Source organism: Enterobacter sp. RIT418, from assembly GCF_003057745.1.
In the GTDB taxonomy this organism is placed as follows: Bacteria; Pseudomonadota; Gammaproteobacteria; order Enterobacterales; family Enterobacteriaceae; genus Enterobacter.
On the sequence record NZ_QBJD02000032.1, the window covers coordinates 1 to 16,899 of the forward strand.

General features: G+C 56.6%; 18 protein-coding genes and 1 tRNA gene. 13 read left to right on the plus strand and 6 right to left on the minus strand.

The window, feature by feature from the left end; genetic code table 11:
* Positions 1-25: 25 nt before the first annotated feature.
* The 5 genes from DBY73_RS21825 to rraB form a co-directional block, all read right to left on the minus strand.
* Complete coding sequence (locus DBY73_RS21825; protein WP_112013255.1) at positions 26-1,303, minus strand: integrase arm-type DNA-binding domain-containing protein; 1,278 nt, start codon at positions 1,301-1,303, stop codon at positions 26-28.
* Between the two features lie 199 nt (positions 1,304-1,502).
* Positions 1,503-1,587 (minus strand) — tRNA-Leu (locus DBY73_RS21830).
* Between the two features lie 105 nt (positions 1,588-1,692).
* A complete protein-coding gene (locus tag DBY73_RS21835; protein ID WP_112013256.1) occupies positions 1,693-2,424 on the minus strand; it encodes a topoisomerase II in 732 nt (243 codons plus the stop codon).
* Positions 2,425-2,454: 30 nt separating this feature from the next.
* On the minus strand, positions 2,455-3,213 hold the full coding sequence (gene miaE / locus DBY73_RS21840; protein WP_112013257.1) for a tRNA isopentenyl-2-thiomethyl-A-37 hydroxylase MiaE: 759 nt from the start codon (positions 3,211-3,213) through the stop codon (positions 2,455-2,457).
* A 46-nt stretch (positions 3,214-3,259) separates the two neighbouring features.
* Positions 3,260-3,685: a ribonuclease E inhibitor RraB gene (gene rraB, locus DBY73_RS21845; protein WP_112013258.1), complete on the minus strand. Its 426-nt coding sequence runs from the start codon at positions 3,683-3,685 to the stop codon at positions 3,260-3,262.
* A 99-nt stretch (positions 3,686-3,784) separates the two neighbouring features.
* Here rraB and DBY73_RS22245 point away from each other — a divergent pair, with 99 nt between their 5' ends.
* Positions 3,785-3,880: a hypothetical protein gene (locus DBY73_RS22245; protein WP_220092937.1), complete on the plus strand. Its 96-nt coding sequence runs from the start codon at positions 3,785-3,787 to the stop codon at positions 3,878-3,880.
* On the plus strand, positions 3,850-4,854 hold the full coding sequence (gene argF, locus DBY73_RS21850) for an ornithine carbamoyltransferase (protein ID WP_112013259.1): 1,005 nt from the start codon (positions 3,850-3,852) through the stop codon (positions 4,852-4,854). Before DBY73_RS22245 ends, argF (DBY73_RS21850) begins: the two co-directional genes overlap by 31 nt.
* Positions 4,855-4,959: 105 nt before the next feature.
* Here the strand turns inward: argF (DBY73_RS21850) and DBY73_RS21855 are convergent, their stop codons facing one another.
* Complete coding sequence (locus DBY73_RS21855; RefSeq protein ID WP_112013260.1) at positions 4,960-5,412, minus strand: YhcH/YjgK/YiaL family protein; 453 nt, start codon at positions 5,410-5,412, stop codon at positions 4,960-4,962.
* Between the two features lie 675 nt (positions 5,413-6,087).
* Between DBY73_RS21855 and arcA the strand changes: the two genes are divergently transcribed.
* The 11 genes from arcA (at position 6,088) to gbpA (DBY73_RS21910) (ending at position 16,674) form a co-directional block, all read left to right on the plus strand.
* Positions 6,088-7,308 (plus strand): arginine deiminase, encoded by a 1,221-nt coding sequence (arcA, locus tag DBY73_RS21860; protein WP_112013261.1) that lies wholly within the window; start codon positions 6,088-6,090, stop codon positions 7,306-7,308.
* Positions 7,309-7,318: 10 nt separating this feature from the next.
* Positions 7,319-8,230: a carbamate kinase gene (gene arcC / locus DBY73_RS21865; protein ID WP_112013262.1), complete on the plus strand. Its 912-nt coding sequence runs from the start codon at positions 7,319-7,321 to the stop codon at positions 8,228-8,230.
* A gap of 127 nt (positions 8,231-8,357) precedes the next feature.
* Positions 8,358-9,362 carry an ornithine carbamoyltransferase gene (gene argF, locus DBY73_RS21870; RefSeq protein ID WP_112013263.1) on the plus strand — a complete coding sequence of 335 codons (1,005 nt, stop codon included), beginning with the start codon at positions 8,358-8,360 and terminating at the stop codon, positions 9,360-9,362.
* Positions 9,363-9,409: 47 nt separating this feature from the next.
* On the plus strand, positions 9,410-10,813 hold the full coding sequence (locus tag DBY73_RS21875; protein ID WP_112013264.1) for a YfcC family protein: 1,404 nt from the start codon (positions 9,410-9,412) through the stop codon (positions 10,811-10,813).
* 79 nt (positions 10,814-10,892) lie between these two features.
* Positions 10,893-11,372 (plus strand): ArgR family transcriptional regulator, encoded by a 480-nt coding sequence (locus tag DBY73_RS21880; RefSeq protein ID WP_112013270.1) that lies wholly within the window; start codon positions 10,893-10,895, stop codon positions 11,370-11,372.
* Between the two features lie 100 nt (positions 11,373-11,472).
* Complete coding sequence (locus tag DBY73_RS21885) at positions 11,473-11,577, plus strand: pyrBI operon leader peptide (protein WP_181573274.1); 105 nt, start codon at positions 11,473-11,475, stop codon at positions 11,575-11,577.
* Positions 11,578-11,611: 34 nt separating this feature from the next.
* Positions 11,612-12,544, plus strand: coding sequence for an aspartate carbamoyltransferase (pyrB, locus tag DBY73_RS21890; protein ID WP_112013266.1), 933 nt, complete (start codon positions 11,612-11,614; stop codon positions 12,542-12,544).
* A 12-nt stretch (positions 12,545-12,556) separates the two neighbouring features.
* Positions 12,557-13,018 carry an aspartate carbamoyltransferase regulatory subunit gene (pyrI, locus tag DBY73_RS21895; protein WP_112013267.1) on the plus strand — a complete coding sequence of 154 codons (462 nt, stop codon included), beginning with the start codon at positions 12,557-12,559 and terminating at the stop codon, positions 13,016-13,018.
* A 73-nt stretch (positions 13,019-13,091) separates the two neighbouring features.
* Positions 13,092-13,478 carry a 2-iminobutanoate/2-iminopropanoate deaminase gene (ridA, locus tag DBY73_RS21900; protein ID WP_003863373.1) on the plus strand — a complete coding sequence of 129 codons (387 nt, stop codon included), beginning with the start codon at positions 13,092-13,094 and terminating at the stop codon, positions 13,476-13,478.
* Positions 13,479-13,611: 133 nt separating this feature from the next.
* Positions 13,612-15,063: an N-acetylglucosamine-binding protein GbpA gene (gbpA, locus tag DBY73_RS21905; RefSeq protein WP_112013268.1), complete on the plus strand. Its 1,452-nt coding sequence runs from the start codon at positions 13,612-13,614 to the stop codon at positions 15,061-15,063.
* A gap of 159 nt (positions 15,064-15,222) precedes the next feature.
* Entirely contained in the window at positions 15,223-16,674 is a 1,452-nt protein-coding gene (gbpA, locus tag DBY73_RS21910) for an N-acetylglucosamine-binding protein GbpA (RefSeq protein WP_112013269.1), read from the plus strand.
* The last annotated feature ends 225 nt before the right edge of the window (positions 16,675-16,899 follow it).

The window sequence follows — 16,899 nt, forward strand, 5'->3', positions numbered from 1 at the left end:
ATAGCATCTATATATAACAATCAAGTCATTTCGTTATTGTTGACGATACCTCAAGATTTCTTCCAAAATCAAACGGGCTAATAGCCTTACCACGATTTATTTCCAGATAATCAGCCCACCACTGCAACATCAGCCTACGCTCGTCCAAATGCTCAGCCTTATGGATATAAGCCGCTCTTACAGAGTTGCGCTCCATATGGCTCATCTGCCTTTCGACAGCATCCCTCGACCACAACCCCGATTCAATCAACGAGCTACATGCCATAGTCCTGAAACCATGACCACAAACATCGACCTTTATGTCATAACCCATAACACGCAGCGCCTTGTTCACAGTGTTTTCACTCATCGGTTTATGCGGATTATGATCGCCAATGAAAACAAAATCGCGCTCGCCACTAAGCTTGTGAACCTGTTTAAGGATTGCCAATGCCTGACGAGACAGAGGCACTAAGTGAGGTGTACGCATTTTAGAACCACGCTGCGAATGCTTAACACCTTCTATAGCTTCTCGTTCCGCCGGGATTGTCCACATTGCCCTTTCAAAATCAATCTCGGACCAACGGGCAAAGCGCAACTCACTAGAACGAATAAAGATTAATAACGTTAGCTCAACAGCCAGACGGGTTAAAGGCCGTCCGGTGTAGCTATCAATTCGGTGGAGTAGTTCAGGTAAACGTTTCAGTTCAAGTGCTGGTCGATGGACACGATTACTTGAAGCAACTGCCCCAGCCATCTCCTGAGCAGGATTGTAATCGATCAAACCGCTTTGCACTGCATAACGCATAATCGCATTGATACGCTGCTGAAGACGCGAAGCCACTTCAAGACGCCCTGTAGCCTCAACTACTTTGACAGGAACAAGGAGATCGCGCGTACTAAAACTATCAATACTTCGCTTCCCAATCGCTGGGAACAAATTATCTTCCAGGCTTTTCAGCACCCGTCGGCTATGTTCTTCTGACCATTTTTTATTAGCGGCATGCCACTCACTGGCAACTGACTCAAAGGTAATGGCCTCTTTCGCCTGCTCCTCCTTTACAGCACGCTTATGCTCGCGAGGATCGATACCAGCAGCAACAAGCTTTCTGGCCTCTTCCCTCTTCTTCCTCGCATCAGCTAGTGATGTTTCAGGATAAACACCAAACGCCATCAGGTGCTGCTTACCACCAAAGCGAAAGCGGAACCGCCAGTATTTTGAGCCGTTAGGGTGAATCAGCAAAAACATGCCATCCCCATCGACTAGGGTGTACTCCTTTTCCTGCGGTTTTGCAGAACGCACTTTGATATCTGTCAGAGCCATAAAAGTTCTCCTTTCATGTGCCGCCGTGAGTATACAACCATTATCGAACCAGCATATATACTCGGTTCTATACTCACAAGCGACTTGATGTGGGTTGACTCAGATTGACTTCTGTTGAAAGGAAAATCGCGGAAAGCCTTATGGGGAGCGGATTTCAGGCATAAAAAAAGACGCCTATTGACGTCTGATTTTTCGCTTTTGGTGCCGAAGGCCGGACTCGAACCGGCACGTATTTCTACGGTTGATTTTGAATCAACTGCGTCTACCGATTTCGCCACTTCGGCACTGAAGGGGATGCGGAAACGTTGTGGATTATACCTGTCGCGCGCCGCCATGCAAGCGACGACGCGCTAAACCTACGCTAAGTGCCCAAAAAACCAGCGCAGCCGTCAGTCCAGCTCGGACACCGCCAGCCGAATCACGCCTGCGGCGTTATGCTCCGGCAGCTTCAGCACCTTCGCCCACATCTCCTGCACCATATCGCAGGAAAGCTTCTCCTTGCCCACCGCGTTCTCCGGCATCTGAAGCAGCTGGATGTCCTCGCCGTACTTATCCGCCAGCCCTTTCATAATCGGCCGCACGTCCGCCACGGCGGCTTCACGCTCTGCCGGCGTCACCGTGTGGCGGTTCTTTCCGTAGGCCGCGCGCATCATGTCCGCGTCGGCCTGCATCCGGCGGGCCATCATCGCTTTATCCAGCACGCGCATCGGGTTCACGCCGCCCTTCACCGCCGGGTAGAGGAAGCGGAAGCAGGCGTCGTCGCTCACCTTCTGAATGGCGGCGGTCTGCTCCATGTTGGCCTTCATGTAATCCACCACGTTGGCGTCCGGGGCGTGCTGCAGGCGCGACATCTGCAGCGTCAAAATCTGCGGCTGGATCACGTCGATGATGTGCTGCTCAGACTCTCCCATCTTCTGCATGGTGAGGATCTGCTCGCGGATGCGCTGCTGGAACGCGGGCTCCTGCTCTTTGATCACCTGCCAGGCGGGCATCGCGTTGAGGGTGGTATCAAGCTGCTGCTCGGGGGTTTGCTGCTGACGCTGCTTGTCGAAATAGACCCAGAAGGCCACGGCGGCGGCAATCACGGTGACCAGAACAATACGAATCCACGTTTTATTCATCTCGCATCCTTATCCTTTAGCTCTGCCGGTTTACACCGGCACGCCGCTGTGGAAGCGAAACTCGTTGTCCGGTGTTGAGATAAGTGTGGCTTCAATTTCGCCAAAATGCTGCACCCGGTGTGAGATATCCTTGTCACTCACATTTTGAGCAAGCGTCAGATAGTCCTGATAGTGCCGCGCTTCCGAGCGCAGGAGCGAAAGATAGAACGTCTGCAAATCGTCGTCGAGGAACGGAGCCAGCGCGGCGAAGCGCTCGCAGGAGCGGGCCTCGATGTAGGCGCCGCAGATGAGCTTGTCGATTAGCGTCAGCGGTTCGTGGGTACGCACTTCCTTCAGCATCCCTTTGGCGTAACGGCTGGCGGTGATTTTGACGTACGGAATGTCGCGCGCCAGCATCGTCTCGCGCACCTGCCAGAAGTGGTGCAGCTCCTCTTTGATCAGCAGCACCATGCTGTCGATAAGCGCCTGGCCCCACGGGTCGTCGGTTTTGGGCATCACGCTTTTAGTAATCTGCTTATGAAGCGCAATGAAGTCCGGCTCCGGTCCGTCGCGGAAGGTGAACAGTTCGTAGGGTTTGAGCCACTCGAGCAGCGCGTCGGCACCGCTCTCGTCGGCGACGTATTTACGCACCAGCAGCAGTGCGGTCTGGGCGGCCTTGAGCTCGCACACCATGTGGTCGGTGAGCAGCAGCGGCAGGTTTGCCGGGTCGCGGGCTTTATCAATCCATGCTTGCGGGGTCGGGCACTGGAGGAAGTTGAGTACGGGGGCGAGTATCTGCGGGTAATCCATGGTTCTGCCTTGAAATAGCGGTGGCGCGCGCCACCGCCTGAAACGCTTAGTGACGCACGCCGTCGTCGTCTTCGTCGACGTAGTCTTCGTCGTCGCCTTCTTCACCCTCTTCGCCGTTCGGATCTTCGAAGTAGGTTCCCCAGCCGTCGTACTCCACCTCAAACTTCTCGGCCAGGTTCATCAGCTGTTCAACCTGCGCGTCGATCAGCTCCGCCTTCAGCGCGCCCTCGCTCAGGATATCGCAGCAGATGACGGTATCGCCCTCTTCCACTTCCAGCTCTTCCGGCTCGGTCACTTCGTAGCCCAGCTTGAAGGCTTCCACCGCCAGCTTTTCCAGCGCGTCGAAATCGTCCGCAGAGAAATGGTGCTCGATGGTGTACAGCGCGTCCGGATCGCTTCCGTCTTCCAGCAGTTCTTCAATAATCAGGCGCGTCTCTTCGCGCTGCTCTTCCAGATGTTCCGGGTTTGCCATGGCTCAATCCTCTTTAAAGTGCGGCAGATACTTCTATTTTCACACACGGACGTGTTTGCCTCCACCTTTGTAAGAAAGATTTGTGAAACAGGGTTGCAAATGAATAATTACACATATAAAGTGAATTTTAATTCAATAAGTGGCGTTTGCCATGCGAGGACAAAATGGCCGATCTGTATAAGAAACACTTTCTGAAATTGCTCGACTTCACTCCTGAACAGTTCACCTCTCTGCTGACCCTTGCCGCAAAGCTGAAGGCCGACAAGAAAAAGGGCCAGGAAGTACAGAAACTTACCGGTAAAAACATCGCGCTCATCTTCGAAAAAGACTCAACCCGCACACGATGCTCTTTCGAAGTTGCCGCATTTGACCAGGGCGCGCGCGTCACGTATTTAGGGCCGAGCGGCAGCCAGATTGGGCATAAAGAGTCAATTAAGGATACCGCGCGCGTGCTGGGGCGGATGTACGACGGCATTCAGTACCGCGGCCACGGTCAGGACGTGGTCGAGACGCTGGCGCAGTACGCGGGCGTGCCGGTGTGGAACGGGCTGACCAACGAGTTCCACCCGACGCAGCTGCTGGCGGACCTGCTGACCATGCAGGAGCACCTGCCGGGCAAGGCATTCAACGAGATGACGCTGGTCTACGCGGGCGACGCGCGCAACAACATGGGCAACTCGATGCTGGAAGCCGCGGCGCTGACGGGGCTGGATCTGCGCCTGGTGGCGCCGAAGGCCTGCTGGCCGGACGCGAGCCTGGTGGCGGAGTGCAGCGCGCTGGCCGAGAAAAACGGCGGGAAAATTACCCTGACGGAAGACGTCGCGGCGGGCGTGAAGGGCGCGGACTTTATCTATACCGACGTCTGGGTGTCGATGGGCGAACCGAAAGAGAAGTGGGCGGAGCGGATTGCGCTGCTGCGCGGCTACCAGGTAAACGCGCAGATGATGGCGCTGACCGGCAACCCGAACGTCAAGTTCCTGCACTGTCTGCCCGCGTTCCACGACGACCAGACCACGCTCGGCAAGCAGATGGCAAAGGAGTTCGATCTCCACGGCGGCATGGAAGTGACGGACGAGGTGTTTGAGTCACCGGCCAGCATCGTGTTTGACCAGGCGGAAAACCGGATGCACACCATTAAGGCGGTGATGGTGGCGACGCTTGGGGAGTGATAATCCCCTCACCCCGGCCCTCTCCCCAAAGGGGCGAGGGGGTAAAGACGGCTCGGTGCAGTCCCCTCTCCCCTGTGGGGAGAGGGTTAGGGTGAGGGGGAAAGGTCACTCCACCAGCATCTTCACCACCACCTTCCGCACCTTCGCAGGCGCACCCACCGCGCACAGCGGCTTGTGCACTTCTCCCGGCCAGAACACCACAAAATCCCCTTCGCTGAGCACTACGGTTTTCTCCTGCTCGCCCTCCGGCAGGAACGCAATGTCTTTGTCCGCCAGCCAGTCGGTGTCCGGCGTGCCGTGCGGCAGGGTGCTGAAGGTCATCCCTTCCTGGCCCTTCATGACGATCTGAATATCCAGGTAGCGCGCGTGATACTCGGCGCGGCGTTCGGCGAACGGCTGGGTCATGTCCTCAGAAACCAGGTAGAACAGGCTGTTGCCGTTGATGTCGTGCTTGCCGAGCGGGGTTGCCTCGGTGACGTGTGCCTTGACGTGCTCGATTGCCTGGCGCAGCGCTTCCGGCAGCCAGGGCTGCAGATGGTGGATGTTGCCAATAATCATGTCCAAACCCTCAATGTAAAACAACGTTTCATTTTTATCTTTTATACGAGAATCGAAGCTGCCCTACCACCACTTTTTCAGCGAGATTTGCGCGGGCGCATGTTTATCGGGAAATGTGTTAACTGCCTGTTAATCGCCGTCAGGCAATTATGCACACGCTATGCATAACGTCGTTTGCAGGCTTATCGGTGACTACACCTAAGATCCTGATCTTTCACTGTTAATAACAAAACTCACTGCCATATCACAGTTTGGCACTCTAATTATTTGCTATTAAAAACCATAATTATTTTATGATTTTCCTTAAGTCGAAAATAGTTAATTACCTATTTTGCATAGCCATTCCAGGAAGCTTATCAAAGACCTATAAATCAATAGGATAGGAATATATTTCAGAATATTAATATCTACAAAATAATAACAACATCAAATAATGCCGACCAAACATGCTTAGGTATTCACCCGCAAATAATACGCAATCAATCATTATCTGATACGCATCATGCAAATGAAAACAAACCGTTCAATAACCGAACTGGCGTGAGCCTCATCACACAATTCATTATTTAAGCGCCTACTATAAATCTCGAAATCAATTGAGCTTAGCCGCCATGAAATAAATAAATGACATGGCGCATGCCCTTTTTATTCTGAAAAAAAGTTAAAGGAATAATTATGGAAAAGCATTACGTCGGTTCTGAAATTGGTCAATTGCGTAGCGTTATGCTGCACCGCCCGAATTTAAGCCTGAAGCGCTTAACGCCGTCTAACTGTCAGGAGCTGTTATTTGATGACGTGCTCTCGGTTGAACGCGCGGGTGAAGAGCATGACATCTTCGCAAACACGCTGCGCGAGCAGGGTGTGGAAGTCCTGCTGTTAACCGACCTTCTCACCCAAACGCTTGATATTGCTGAGGCAAAATCCTGGCTGCTTGAAACGCAAATCTCCGACTATCGCCTCGGGCCCACCTTCGCAGGGGACGTGCGCGGCTGGCTGGCGGATATGCCGCACCGCGAGCTGGCGCGCCGGTTAAGCGGCGGATTAACCTACGGCGAAATTCCGGCGTCGATTAAAAATATGGTGGTGGATACCCACACGGCAAATGATTTTATTATGAAGCCGCTGCCGAACCATTTATTTACACGCGACACCTCATGCTGGATTTATAACGGCGTCTCAATTAACCCGATGGCCAAAGCGGCGCGTCAGCGTGAAACCAATAACCTGCGCGCAATATACCGCTGGCACCCGGCGTTTGCCGACGGCGATTTTATTAAGTATTTCGGCGACGAAAATATTAATTACGACCACGCCACGCTGGAGGGCGGCGACGTATTGGTCATTGGCCGCGGCGCAGTCTTAATCGGCATGTCCGAGCGCACCACCCCGCAGGGCGTCGAGTTCCTCGCCAACAGCCTGTTCAAACACCGCCAGGCCGAGCGCGTCATCGCCGTAGAGCTACCGAAGCACCGCTCCTGCATGCACCTCGACACCGTGATGACCCACATCGACGTGGACACCTTCTCCGTCTACCCGGAAGTGGTGCGCAAAGACGCCCAGTGCTGGACGCTCACGCCGGACGGGCGCGGCGGCCTGGTGCGCACGCAGGAAAGCGACCTGCTGCACGCCATCGAGAAAGCCCTCGGCATTAACCACGTCCGCCTGATCACCACCGGCGGGGATGCCTTCGAAGCCGAACGCGAGCAGTGGAACGACGCCAACAACGTGCTGACCATCCGCCCCGGCGTGGTGATTGGCTACGAGCGCAACGTCTGGACCAACGAGAAATACGACAAGGCGGGCATCACCGTGCTGCCCATCCCGGGCGACGAGCTGGGGCGCGGGCGCGGCGGCGCGCGCTGCATGAGCTGCCCGCTCGAACGCGACGGAATTTAAAGGAGCCATCATGGAAAGAAAACCCACTCTGGTCGTCGCGCTCGGCGGTAACGCATTGCTGAAGCGCGGCGAGCCGCTGGAAGCGGACGTCCAGCGCCAAAACATCGAGCTGGCGGCCCGCACCATCGCAGGATTAACAGCGCAGTGGCGCGTGGTGCTGGTTCACGGCAACGGGCCGCAGGTCGGGCTGCTGGCGCTGCAAAACAGCGCTTACGACAAGGTTGCCCCCTACCCGCTCGACGTTCTCGGCGCCGAAAGCCAGGGAATGATCGGCTACATGCTCCAGCAGGCGCTTAAAAATGCCCTGCCGCAGCGCGAGGTGAGCGTCCTGCTCACGCAGGTGGAGGTGGACCCGGCCGATCCGGCCTTCGCCAGCCCGACCAAGTACATCGGCCCGATCTACACCGACGCGCAGGCGAAGGCGCTGGCCGCGGAGAAAGGCTGGATCTTCAAGGCCGACGGCAGCGCCTTCCGCCGCGTAGTGCCCTCTCCGCAGCCGAAGCGGATCGTCGAAAGGGATGCCATCACGGCGCTGATCCAGCGCGACCACCTGGTGATCTGCAACGGCGGCGGCGGCGTGCCGGTGGTGGAAAACGCCAACGGCTATCGCGGCGTTGAGGCGGTGATCGACAAAGATCTCTCCGCCGCGCTGCTGGCCCGCCAGATAGAGGCCGACGCCCTGCTGATCCTTACCGATGCCGACGCGGTGTACCTCGACTGGGGCAAGCCGACCCAGCGCCCGCTGGCGCAGGTCACGCCGGAGCTGCTCAAAGGCATGCAGTTCGACGCCGGATCGATGGGGCCGAAGGTGGCCGCCTGCCGCGAGTTCGTTGAAGCCTGCAACGGCATTGCCGGGATCGGCGCGCTGGCCGACGGCGCGGAGATTTTGGCGGGCGAGAAAGGCACGTTGATTCGTAACTGAATAACTTCCCCCTCACCCCTGCCCTCTCCCCAAAGGGGAGAGGGAGCAAACCATCCCCTCGCCCCTTTGGGGAGAGGGTTAGGGTGAGGGGTCAGGTCTTAGACATTAATTTAAAAAGGATTTCCCCATGACCATTAACCTGAAAAACCGTAACTTCCTCAAGCTGCTGGACTATACCCCAGCAGAGATCCAGTACCTGATCGACCTCGCCATCGAACTAAAGGCCGCCAAAAAAGCCGGACGCGAAAAGCAGACGTTAGTCGGTAAAAATATCGCCCTGATTTTTGAAAAAACCTCCACCCGCACCCGCTGCGCGTTTGAAGTGGGCGCATTTGACCAGGGCGCGCAGGTCACCTATCTCGGCCCGAGCGGATCGCAGATTGGCCATAAGGAGTCGATGAAAGACACTGCCCGCGTGCTGGGACGCATGTACGACGGCATCGAATACCGCGGCTACGGCCAGGCGATCGTTGAGGAGCTGGGCGAGTACGCGGGCGTGCCGGTGTGGAACGGCCTGACCGATGAGTTCCACCCGACGCAGATCCTCGCAGACCTGATGACCATGCTGGAGCACGCGCCGGGCAAAACTCTGCCGGAGCTGAGCTTTGCCTACCTGGGCGACGCGCGCAACAACATGGGCAACTCCCTGATGGTCGGCGCGGCCAAGATGGGCATGGACATTCGCCTGGTCGCACCGAAATCCTTCTGGCCGGAAGCCGGGCTGGTTGAGCAGTGCCGCGCCATTGCGAAAGAGACCGGCGCCCGCATTACCCTGACGGACGACGTCAGCGAGGGCGTGCGCGGCGCGGACTTCCTCTACACCGACGTCTGGGTCTCGATGGGCGAGCCGAAGGAAGCCTGGGCCGAGCGCGTCAGCCTGATGAAGCCGTACCAGATCAACGCGGACGTGATGAAGGCGACCGGCAACCCGAACGTCAAGTTCATGCACTGCCTGCCCGCGTTCCACAACGAACACACCAAAGTGGGCCGCGAAATCGAGATGGCCTACGGCCTGAAGGGGCTGGAGGTGACGGAAGAGGTCTTCGAATCCTCGAACTCTATCGTCTTTGACGAAGCGGAAAACCGCATGCACACCATCAAAGCGGTCATGGTGGCGACACTCGGCGACTAATCACCGCCCGGCGCGCCGCGGGGTGCGCCGGGTTTAAGGAGAACATCATGGGCAAGTTCAAGTTTCCCTCCGCTTACACCATTCTCTTCTTTCTGATTGCCGTCGTGGCCGTGCTGACGTGGATTGTCCCCGCCGGGCAGTACCACATGGCGATGAACGCCGCACTCGGCAAGGAGGTGCCGGTTGCCGGCACCTACGCGCACGTTGCCGCCCATCCGCAGGGGATCGTCTCGGTGCTGATGGCCCCGATCGCCGGGCTGTACGATCCGGAATCCGGCCAGGCGGGGGCGATCGACGTCGCGCTGTTTATCCTGATCATCGGCGGCTTTCTCGGGATCGTCACCAAAACCGGCGCCATCGACGCCGGGATCGAGCGCGTCACGACCAAACTTCGGGGCCGCGAGGAGTGGATGATCCCGATCCTGATGGCGCTGTTTGCCGCGGGCGGGACGATTTACGGCATGGCCGAAGAGTCGCTGCCGTTTTACACCCTCCTCGTTCCGGTCATGCTCGCCGCGCGATTCGACCCGGTAGTAGCCGCCTCTACCGTACTGCTCGGCGCGGGGATCGGCACGCTGGGTTCCACCATCAACCCGTTTGCGACGGTGATCGCCGCCAACGCCGCGGGCATTCCGTTTACCAATGGCATTGCGCTTCGCGTGGCGCTGCTGGTGATTGGCTGGATCATCTGCGTGGCGTGGGTGATGCGCTACGCCCGCAGGGTCCGCAACGATCCGTCGCTCTCCATCGTTGCCGATAAGCAGGAGGAGAATCGCGCGCACTTCCTCGGCAACAAGGGCGAACAGTCGCTGGAATTTACCCCGGTGCGCAAAATCATCCTGGTGATCTTCGCCCTCGCCTTCGCGGTGATGATCTACGGCGTGGCGGTGCTCGGGTGGTGGATGGCGGAGATCTCGGCGGTGTTTCTCGCCAGCGCCATTATCGTCGGCCTGATTGCCCGCATGAGCGAAGAGGAGCTGACCTCAACGTTTATTAACGGCGCGCGAGATTTGCTGGGCGTCGCGCTGATTATCGGCATCGCACGCGGTATCGTAGTGATCATGGATAAGGGCATGATTACCCACACCATTTTGCACAGCGCCGAAGGGCTGGTCAGCGGGTTATCCACGGTCGCGTTTATCAACGTCATGTACTGGCTGGAGGTGGTGCTGTCGTTTCTGGTGCCTTCTTCGTCCGGCCTGGCCGTTCTGACGATGCCGATCATGGCGCCGCTTGCCGATTTCGCTAACGTCAATCGCGACCTGGTGGTCACGGCCTACCAGTCCGCCTCCGGCATCGTTAACCTGGTTACCCCCACCTCTGCCGTCGTCATGGGCGGGCTGGCCATTGCCCGCGTGCCCTACGTGCGCTATCTGAAATGGGTGGCGCCGCTGCTGGGGATATTAACGGTGGTGATTATGGCGGCGTTGAGCCTCGGGGCGTTGTTGTAATTGCCGGATGGCGCTGCGCTTATCCGGCCTACGGATCGGTGCGGTGTCACCGGTTATTTCGGGAACTGATATGGGAAATATGATGGATTACGAGGAGCACTCTCCCAAAGAGCAACTACAGCTGACGGTGTGCCAGCGTCTGATCGCAGAAAAGAGCTATCTCTCCCAGGAGGAGATCCGCCGCGACCTGCAGGAACATGGCTTCGAAACCATCAGCCAGTCCACCGTTTCACGCCTGCTCAAGTTGCTCGGAGTCATAAAAATTCGAAATGCTAAAGGGCTAAAGATTTATTCGTTGAATCCTCTACTGCGCCCAACCCCGGACGCCGCGCGCACCGTTTCGGAAATGGTGGTGAGCGTGGAGCACAATAGCGAATTTATCCTTATCCATACCGTGGCCGGATATGGCCGCGCGGTGGCGCGAATTCTGGATTATCACCAGTTACCGGAAATTTTAGGCGTGGTGGCCGGAAGCAGTATCGTCTGGGTGGCTCCGCGCGTGGTGAAGCGTACCGCGCTGGTGCATAAGCAAATTAATTATTTACTCAGAACGCATTAGTATTCACAAAGAACCGTTTGCATTGAGTAAAGCGTGCATTAAAACGCTTGATCCGAACATCGGGGTGCGTATAATGCCCGACAATTTGCCGGGAGGAAGCATGGTCAAGCGTGTACGACATAACGTCTTACCGCGTCTGAAAACAGACGCTGGCCTGCCGTTTTTCTTCCCGTTGCCAACCCTATTCCCAGAGCCCCTCATTTGAGGGGCTTTTTTTTGCCCGGCGTCAGGAGATAAACATGAATCCGCTTTATCAAAAACACATCATTTCCATAAACGACCTCAGCCGCGAAGAGCTGGAACTGGTTCTGGAAACCGCGGCAAAACTGAAAGCGAATCCGCAACCGGAGCTGCTGAAGCACAAGGTGATTGCGAGCTGCTTCTTCGAAGCCTCGACCCGCACCCGCCTCTCCTTTGAAACCTCCATGCACCGCCTGGGCGCCAGCGTGGTGGGCTTCTCGGACAGCAGCAACACCTCGCTGGGTAAAAAAGGCGAAACGCTGGCGGATACCATTTCGGTGATTAGCACCTACGTTGACGCGATCGTCATGCGCCACCCGCAGGAGGGCGCCGCGCGCCTGGCGACCGAGTTTTCCGGCGGCATTCCGGTGCTGAACGCAGGCGATGGCGCGAACCAGCACCCGACCCAGACCCTGCTGGACCTCTTCACCATTCAGGAAACCCAGGGCACGCTGGAAAACCTGAACATCGCCATGGTCGGCGACCTGAAGTACGGCCGCACCGTCCACTCGCTGACCCAGGCGCTGGCGAAGTTTAACGGCAACCGCTTCTTCTTCATCGCCCCGGACGCGCTGGCGATGCCGCAGTACATCCTCGACATGCTGGATGAGAAAGGCATTCCGTGGAGCCTGCACGCCAGCATCGAAGAGGTGGTCGGCAACGTGGATATTCTGTACATGACCCGCGTGCAGAAAGAGCGCCTCGACCCGTCCGAATACGCCAACGTGAAGGCGCAGTTCGTCCTGCGCGCCAGCGACCTTGAGGGCGCGCGCAGCAACATGAAAGTGCTGCACCCGCTGCCGCGCATCGATGAGATCGCCACGGACGTGGATAAAACGCCGCACGCCTGGTACTTCCAGCAGGCCGGGAACGGCATCTTCGCTCGCCAGGCGTTACTGGCACTGGTTCTGAATCGCGATTTGGCTCTGTAAGGGGAAACGACAATGACACACGATAACAAACTCCAGGTTGAAGCCATCAAGCGTGGCACCGTGATTGACCACATTCCCGCGCAGGTGGGCTTTAAGCTGCTGACGCTGTTCAAGCTGACCGAAACCGACCAGCGCATCACCATCGGCCTGAACCTGCCGTCGGGCGAAATGGGCCGCAAGGACCTGATCAAAATCGAGAATACGTTTCTGACCGACGAGCAGGTGAACCAGCTGTCGCTATACGCGCCGGAGGCCACCGTTAACCGCATCGACGATTACGACGTGGTGGGAAAATCCCGCCCAAGCCTGCCGGATCGTATCGACAGCGTGCTGGTCTGCCCGAACAGCAACTGCATCAGCCACGCCGAGCCGGTTTCCTCCAGTTTTGCAGTGAAAAAGCGCGCCAATGACATCGCGCTCAAATGCAAATACTGCGAAAAAGAGTTTTCTCATTATGTGGTGCTGGCCAACTAATTGAGGTTGGTAATGAAAACCCGGCTGTTATAATGGCCGGGAACATTCTTAACGCTGTAATTCTGGAGAAAACATGAGCAAAGTACTCGCGACGGAAAATGCACCTGCGGCTATCGGCCCCTACGTTCAGGGCGTTGATCTGGGCAGCATGATCATCACCTCAGGCCAGATCCCGGTGAACCCAAAAACCGGCGAAGTGCCGGCCGACGTGGCGGCGCAGGCGCGTCAGTCGCTGGAAAACGTGCAGGCGATCGTGGAATCCGCGGGCCTGAAAGTGGGCGACATCGTGAAAACCACCGTGTTCGTGAAAGATCTGAACGATTTCGCGACCGTTAACGCCACCTATGAAGCGTTCTTCACCGAGCACAATGCCACCTTCCCGGCGCGCTCCTGCGTGGAAGTGGCGCGTTTGCCAAAAGACGTGAAAATTGAAATCGAAGCGATCGCCGTGCGCCGCTAATCAATTTCAGGCAAATCAGGGCAGCTTCGGCTGCCTTTTTTATTTGGCTATTTTTACCTTCGTAATATGATGACGACGCGGCCCGGGAATAAATACACTCGCCCCCCTTTATAAATTCCCGCTTCGGACAAAAATGAAAATCTCCAGAATTGCGTTGGCTATTGCCACTCTTACGGTAGCCTCTTCCGCGCTTGCGCATGGCTATATTGAATCCCCTGCCAGCCGCGCTTATATGTGTAAACAGGGAAAAAACATTGACTGCGGCCTGGTGGAATATGAACCCCAGAGCGTAGAACGCGCCTCCGGTTTCCCTTCCGGAAGCCTGCCGCCGGATGGTGAACTCGCCAGCGCCGGGATTGCCAACTACTCGCAGCTTGATAAGCAAAGCCAGAACGCCTGGACCAAAACGCCGATGACCGCCGGACAACATGAGTTTGTCTGGCACCATACCGCACCGCACAAAACCACCAACTGGCGCTATTACATCACCAAACAAAACTGGAACCCGAATAAACCGCTGACCCGCGATCAGTTCGAACTGACGCCGTTCTGTACCGTTAACGGCAACGGTCAGGCGCCGCAGATGACGCAGGCGATGAACTGCAACGTGCCGGAACGTACCGGCTATCAGGTCATTTACGGCGTATGGGAAATTGCCGATACCGCCAACAGCTTCTATCAGGCCATCGACGTTGATTTCGGCAACGGCGGCAACGTCACGCCGGACGAAACGCCAGCGGCCGTCTCCGTGTGGCGCACCGCGCTGAGCGGCCAGGTGGTGGGGAACAACCTCAACGCGGGCGACAAGGTCATTGCGCGCTTCTTCGACGCCAACGGCGAAATCGCCTCCATGGCGACCGAGCTGACCATCGCCTCGGCTGAGCAGGGCGACGCCAACCAGTGGGCTTACGATCTGGCGCAGAAAATCAACAGCGCCCACAGCGACGTTCGCGTCGGCGTGAAGGATGAAAGCGGGGACGTTAATCCGGTTCACGGCGCAAACAGCGTTTTCGTCAAAGAGGGCAGCACCCTGAAATCGGTAGCGATCTCTTATGAAGAGCAAAAAGCGGTGGTCAATGAATCCATCGCCGTGACCAACCTGCACTACAGCAAAATCGCTAACGGAGCCGCGACGGTGACGTTCCACGTCAATACGCACGGTGATGTGAACGTTGAAGCGCACGTGCTGAACCATCCGGGCGCGGAAAAAGGCTACCTGAAGCAGGACATGAACAACAGCAATCAGGATGTGACCATAAACCTGACTAACGTCACGGCCGGGCACCACATGCTGAAATACTTCGCCACCAATAAAAACGGCACCCTGTTCGCGCAGGATGTGCTGGATATGATGCTCGAAGACGAAGCCGCCGCCGGGAGTGCCGGGAAATCTGATTTTATCTTCCCGGATAATATCTCCTCTTATAAAGCGGGTACCGTTGTACTGCAGCCAAAAGACGGCAAGACCTACGAATGTAAGCCTTTCCCGTATAGCGGCTACTGCAAGCAGTACAGCGCCACCTCAACTCAGTTTGAACCTGGCGTAGGTGCTCACTGGAGCGAAGCGTGGATCGTTAAAAATTGATCCTGCGTTACTGAAAATAAAAGCGGCTAAGGCCGCTTTTATTTTGTCCATGACAGAATTTATTTTGGATATTTTTATCCGGCAAATGGCATGCTGTTCTCACCGCCATAAATATACTGAAGGTGCGCTAAAAATATGTAAAACTTTAATGGACTAATAATGAAACCTTCTAAAATTGCACTGTCTATTGCTACGTTAATTACGGCATCCTCCGCTTTTGCTCACGGATATATTGAATCTCCTGCCAGCCGCGCCTATATGTGCAAGCTGGGGCAAAATATCGACTGTGGTTCCGTACAGTATGAGCCGCAGAGCGTGGAAAAAAGCTCCGGCTTCCCTACCGGCGCGATGCCGCCGGACGGCCAGCTCGCCAGCGCCGGTATTTCTCAGTATTCCCAGCTGGACAAGCAGAGCCTGAACGCGTGGACCAAAACCCCGATGACCGCCGGTCAACATGAGTTTGTCTGGTATCACACCGCACCGCACAGAACCACCAACTGGCGTTATTACATCACCAAACAAAACTGGGATCCGAACAAGCCGCTGACCCGCGCGCAGTTTGAGTCCACGCCGTTCTGCACCATTAACGGCAACGGCCAGGTTCCGGCAAACCGCCAGTCAATGAAGTGTAATGTTCCCGAACGTACCGGCTACCAGGTGATTTACGGCGTATGGGAAATTGCCGATACCTCAAACAGCTTCTATCAGGCCATTGACGTGGATTTCGGCAACGGCGGCAACGTCACGCCGGATGAAACCCCAGCAGCGGCGTCCGAATGGAGCAAAACGCTGAGCGGGAACATCGCGGGCAACAACCTGAATGCTGGCGATAAAGTGATTGCGCGCTTCTTCGATGCCCACGGTGAGGTCGTCTCCATGCGCACCGAAATGACTATCGGCTCTGCTGAACAGGGCGATGCGAATCAATGGTCTTACGAACTGGCGCAGAAAATTAACGCCACGCAGCACGACGTGCGCGTCGGCGTGAAGGACGAAAGCGGCAGCGTTAACCCGATTCACGGCGCAAACAGCGTGTTCGTGAAGGAGGGCAGCACGCTGAAATCGGTAGCGGTTTCCTATGAGGAGCAAAAGGCCGAAGTGAACGAAACGATTGCCGTTTCAAACCTGCAGTACAGCAAAATTGAACACGGCAATGCAACCGTCACCTTCCACGTCAGCACGCACGGCGACGTGAATCTGGAAGCGCGGGTAATGAACCACCACGGCGCAGAGAAAGGCTACCTGAAGCAGGACATGAATAACGCCAACCGGGACGTGACCCTGACCCTGACGAACGTTGAAGCCGGCCACCACATGCTGAAGTACTACGCAACCAATAAAGACGGCACGATGTTCGCTCAGGACGTGCTGAACCTGATGCTGGAAGAAGACGCGGCGACCGGCGACGTCGGCCATCACGACTTCACCTTCCCTCAGAACATCGCGTCCTACAAAGCGGGCACCGTGGTGCTACAGCCTAAAGACGGCAAGACCTACGAATGTAAGCCTTTCCCGTACAGCGGCTACTGCGTGCAGTGGAGCCAGTATGCGACCCAGTTCGAGCCGGGCGTAGGCTCACACTGGAAAGAGGCGTGGGTTGTGAAGAACTGAGTGGAAAAACCTTACCCCTCACCCTAACCCTCTCCCCATAGGGGAGAGGGAACCGATCGAGCCACTCGCCCTAACCCTCTCCCTGAAGGGGGGACGGAACCGATCGAGCCCCTCGCCCTAATCCTCTTCCCACAGGGAGGAGAGAACCGGTCGAGCCACTCGCCCTAACCCTCTTCCCACAGGGAGGAGAGAACCGGTCGAGCCACTCGCCCTAACCCTCTCCGT

Coding starts and splice junctions, on each gene's coding strand:
- miaE (WP_112013257.1), bottom strand. CDS start 3,213: ATGGATTACCCGCAGATACTCGCCCCCGTACTCAACTTCCTCCAGTGC.
- pyrB (WP_112013266.1), top strand. CDS start 11,612: ATGAATCCGCTTTATCAAAAACACATCATTTCCATAAACGACCTCAGC.
- gbpA (WP_112013268.1), top strand. CDS start 13,612: ATGAAAATCTCCAGAATTGCGTTGGCTATTGCCACTCTTACGGTAGCC.
- DBY73_RS21855 (WP_112013260.1), bottom strand. CDS start 5,412: ATGATTATTGGCAACATCCACCATCTGCAGCCCTGGCTGCCGGAAGCG.
- DBY73_RS22245 (WP_220092937.1), top strand. CDS start 3,785: ATGAATAATTACACATATAAAGTGAATTTTAATTCAATAAGTGGCGTT.
- gbpA (WP_112013269.1), top strand. CDS start 15,223: ATGAAACCTTCTAAAATTGCACTGTCTATTGCTACGTTAATTACGGCA.
- DBY73_RS21825 (WP_112013255.1), bottom strand. CDS start 1,303: ATGGCTCTGACAGATATCAAAGTGCGTTCTGCAAAACCGCAGGAAAAG.
- argF (WP_112013259.1), top strand. CDS start 3,850: ATGGCCGATCTGTATAAGAAACACTTTCTGAAATTGCTCGACTTCACT.
- DBY73_RS21885 (WP_181573274.1), top strand. CDS start 11,473: ATGGTCAAGCGTGTACGACATAACGTCTTACCGCGTCTGAAAACAGAC.
- DBY73_RS21835 (WP_112013256.1), bottom strand. CDS start 2,424: ATGAATAAAACGTGGATTCGTATTGTTCTGGTCACCGTGATTGCCGCC.
- rraB (WP_112013258.1), bottom strand. CDS start 3,685: ATGGCAAACCCGGAACATCTGGAAGAGCAGCGCGAAGAGACGCGCCTG.
- DBY73_RS21875 (WP_112013264.1), top strand. CDS start 9,410: ATGGGCAAGTTCAAGTTTCCCTCCGCTTACACCATTCTCTTCTTTCTG.
- pyrI (WP_112013267.1), top strand. CDS start 12,557: ATGACACACGATAACAAACTCCAGGTTGAAGCCATCAAGCGTGGCACC.
- DBY73_RS21880 (WP_112013270.1), top strand. CDS start 10,893: ATGATGGATTACGAGGAGCACTCTCCCAAAGAGCAACTACAGCTGACG.
- argF (WP_112013263.1), top strand. CDS start 8,358: ATGACCATTAACCTGAAAAACCGTAACTTCCTCAAGCTGCTGGACTAT.
- arcC (WP_112013262.1), top strand. CDS start 7,319: ATGGAAAGAAAACCCACTCTGGTCGTCGCGCTCGGCGGTAACGCATTG.
- arcA (WP_112013261.1), top strand. CDS start 6,088: ATGGAAAAGCATTACGTCGGTTCTGAAATTGGTCAATTGCGTAGCGTT.
- ridA (WP_003863373.1), top strand. CDS start 13,092: ATGAGCAAAGTACTCGCGACGGAAAATGCACCTGCGGCTATCGGCCCC.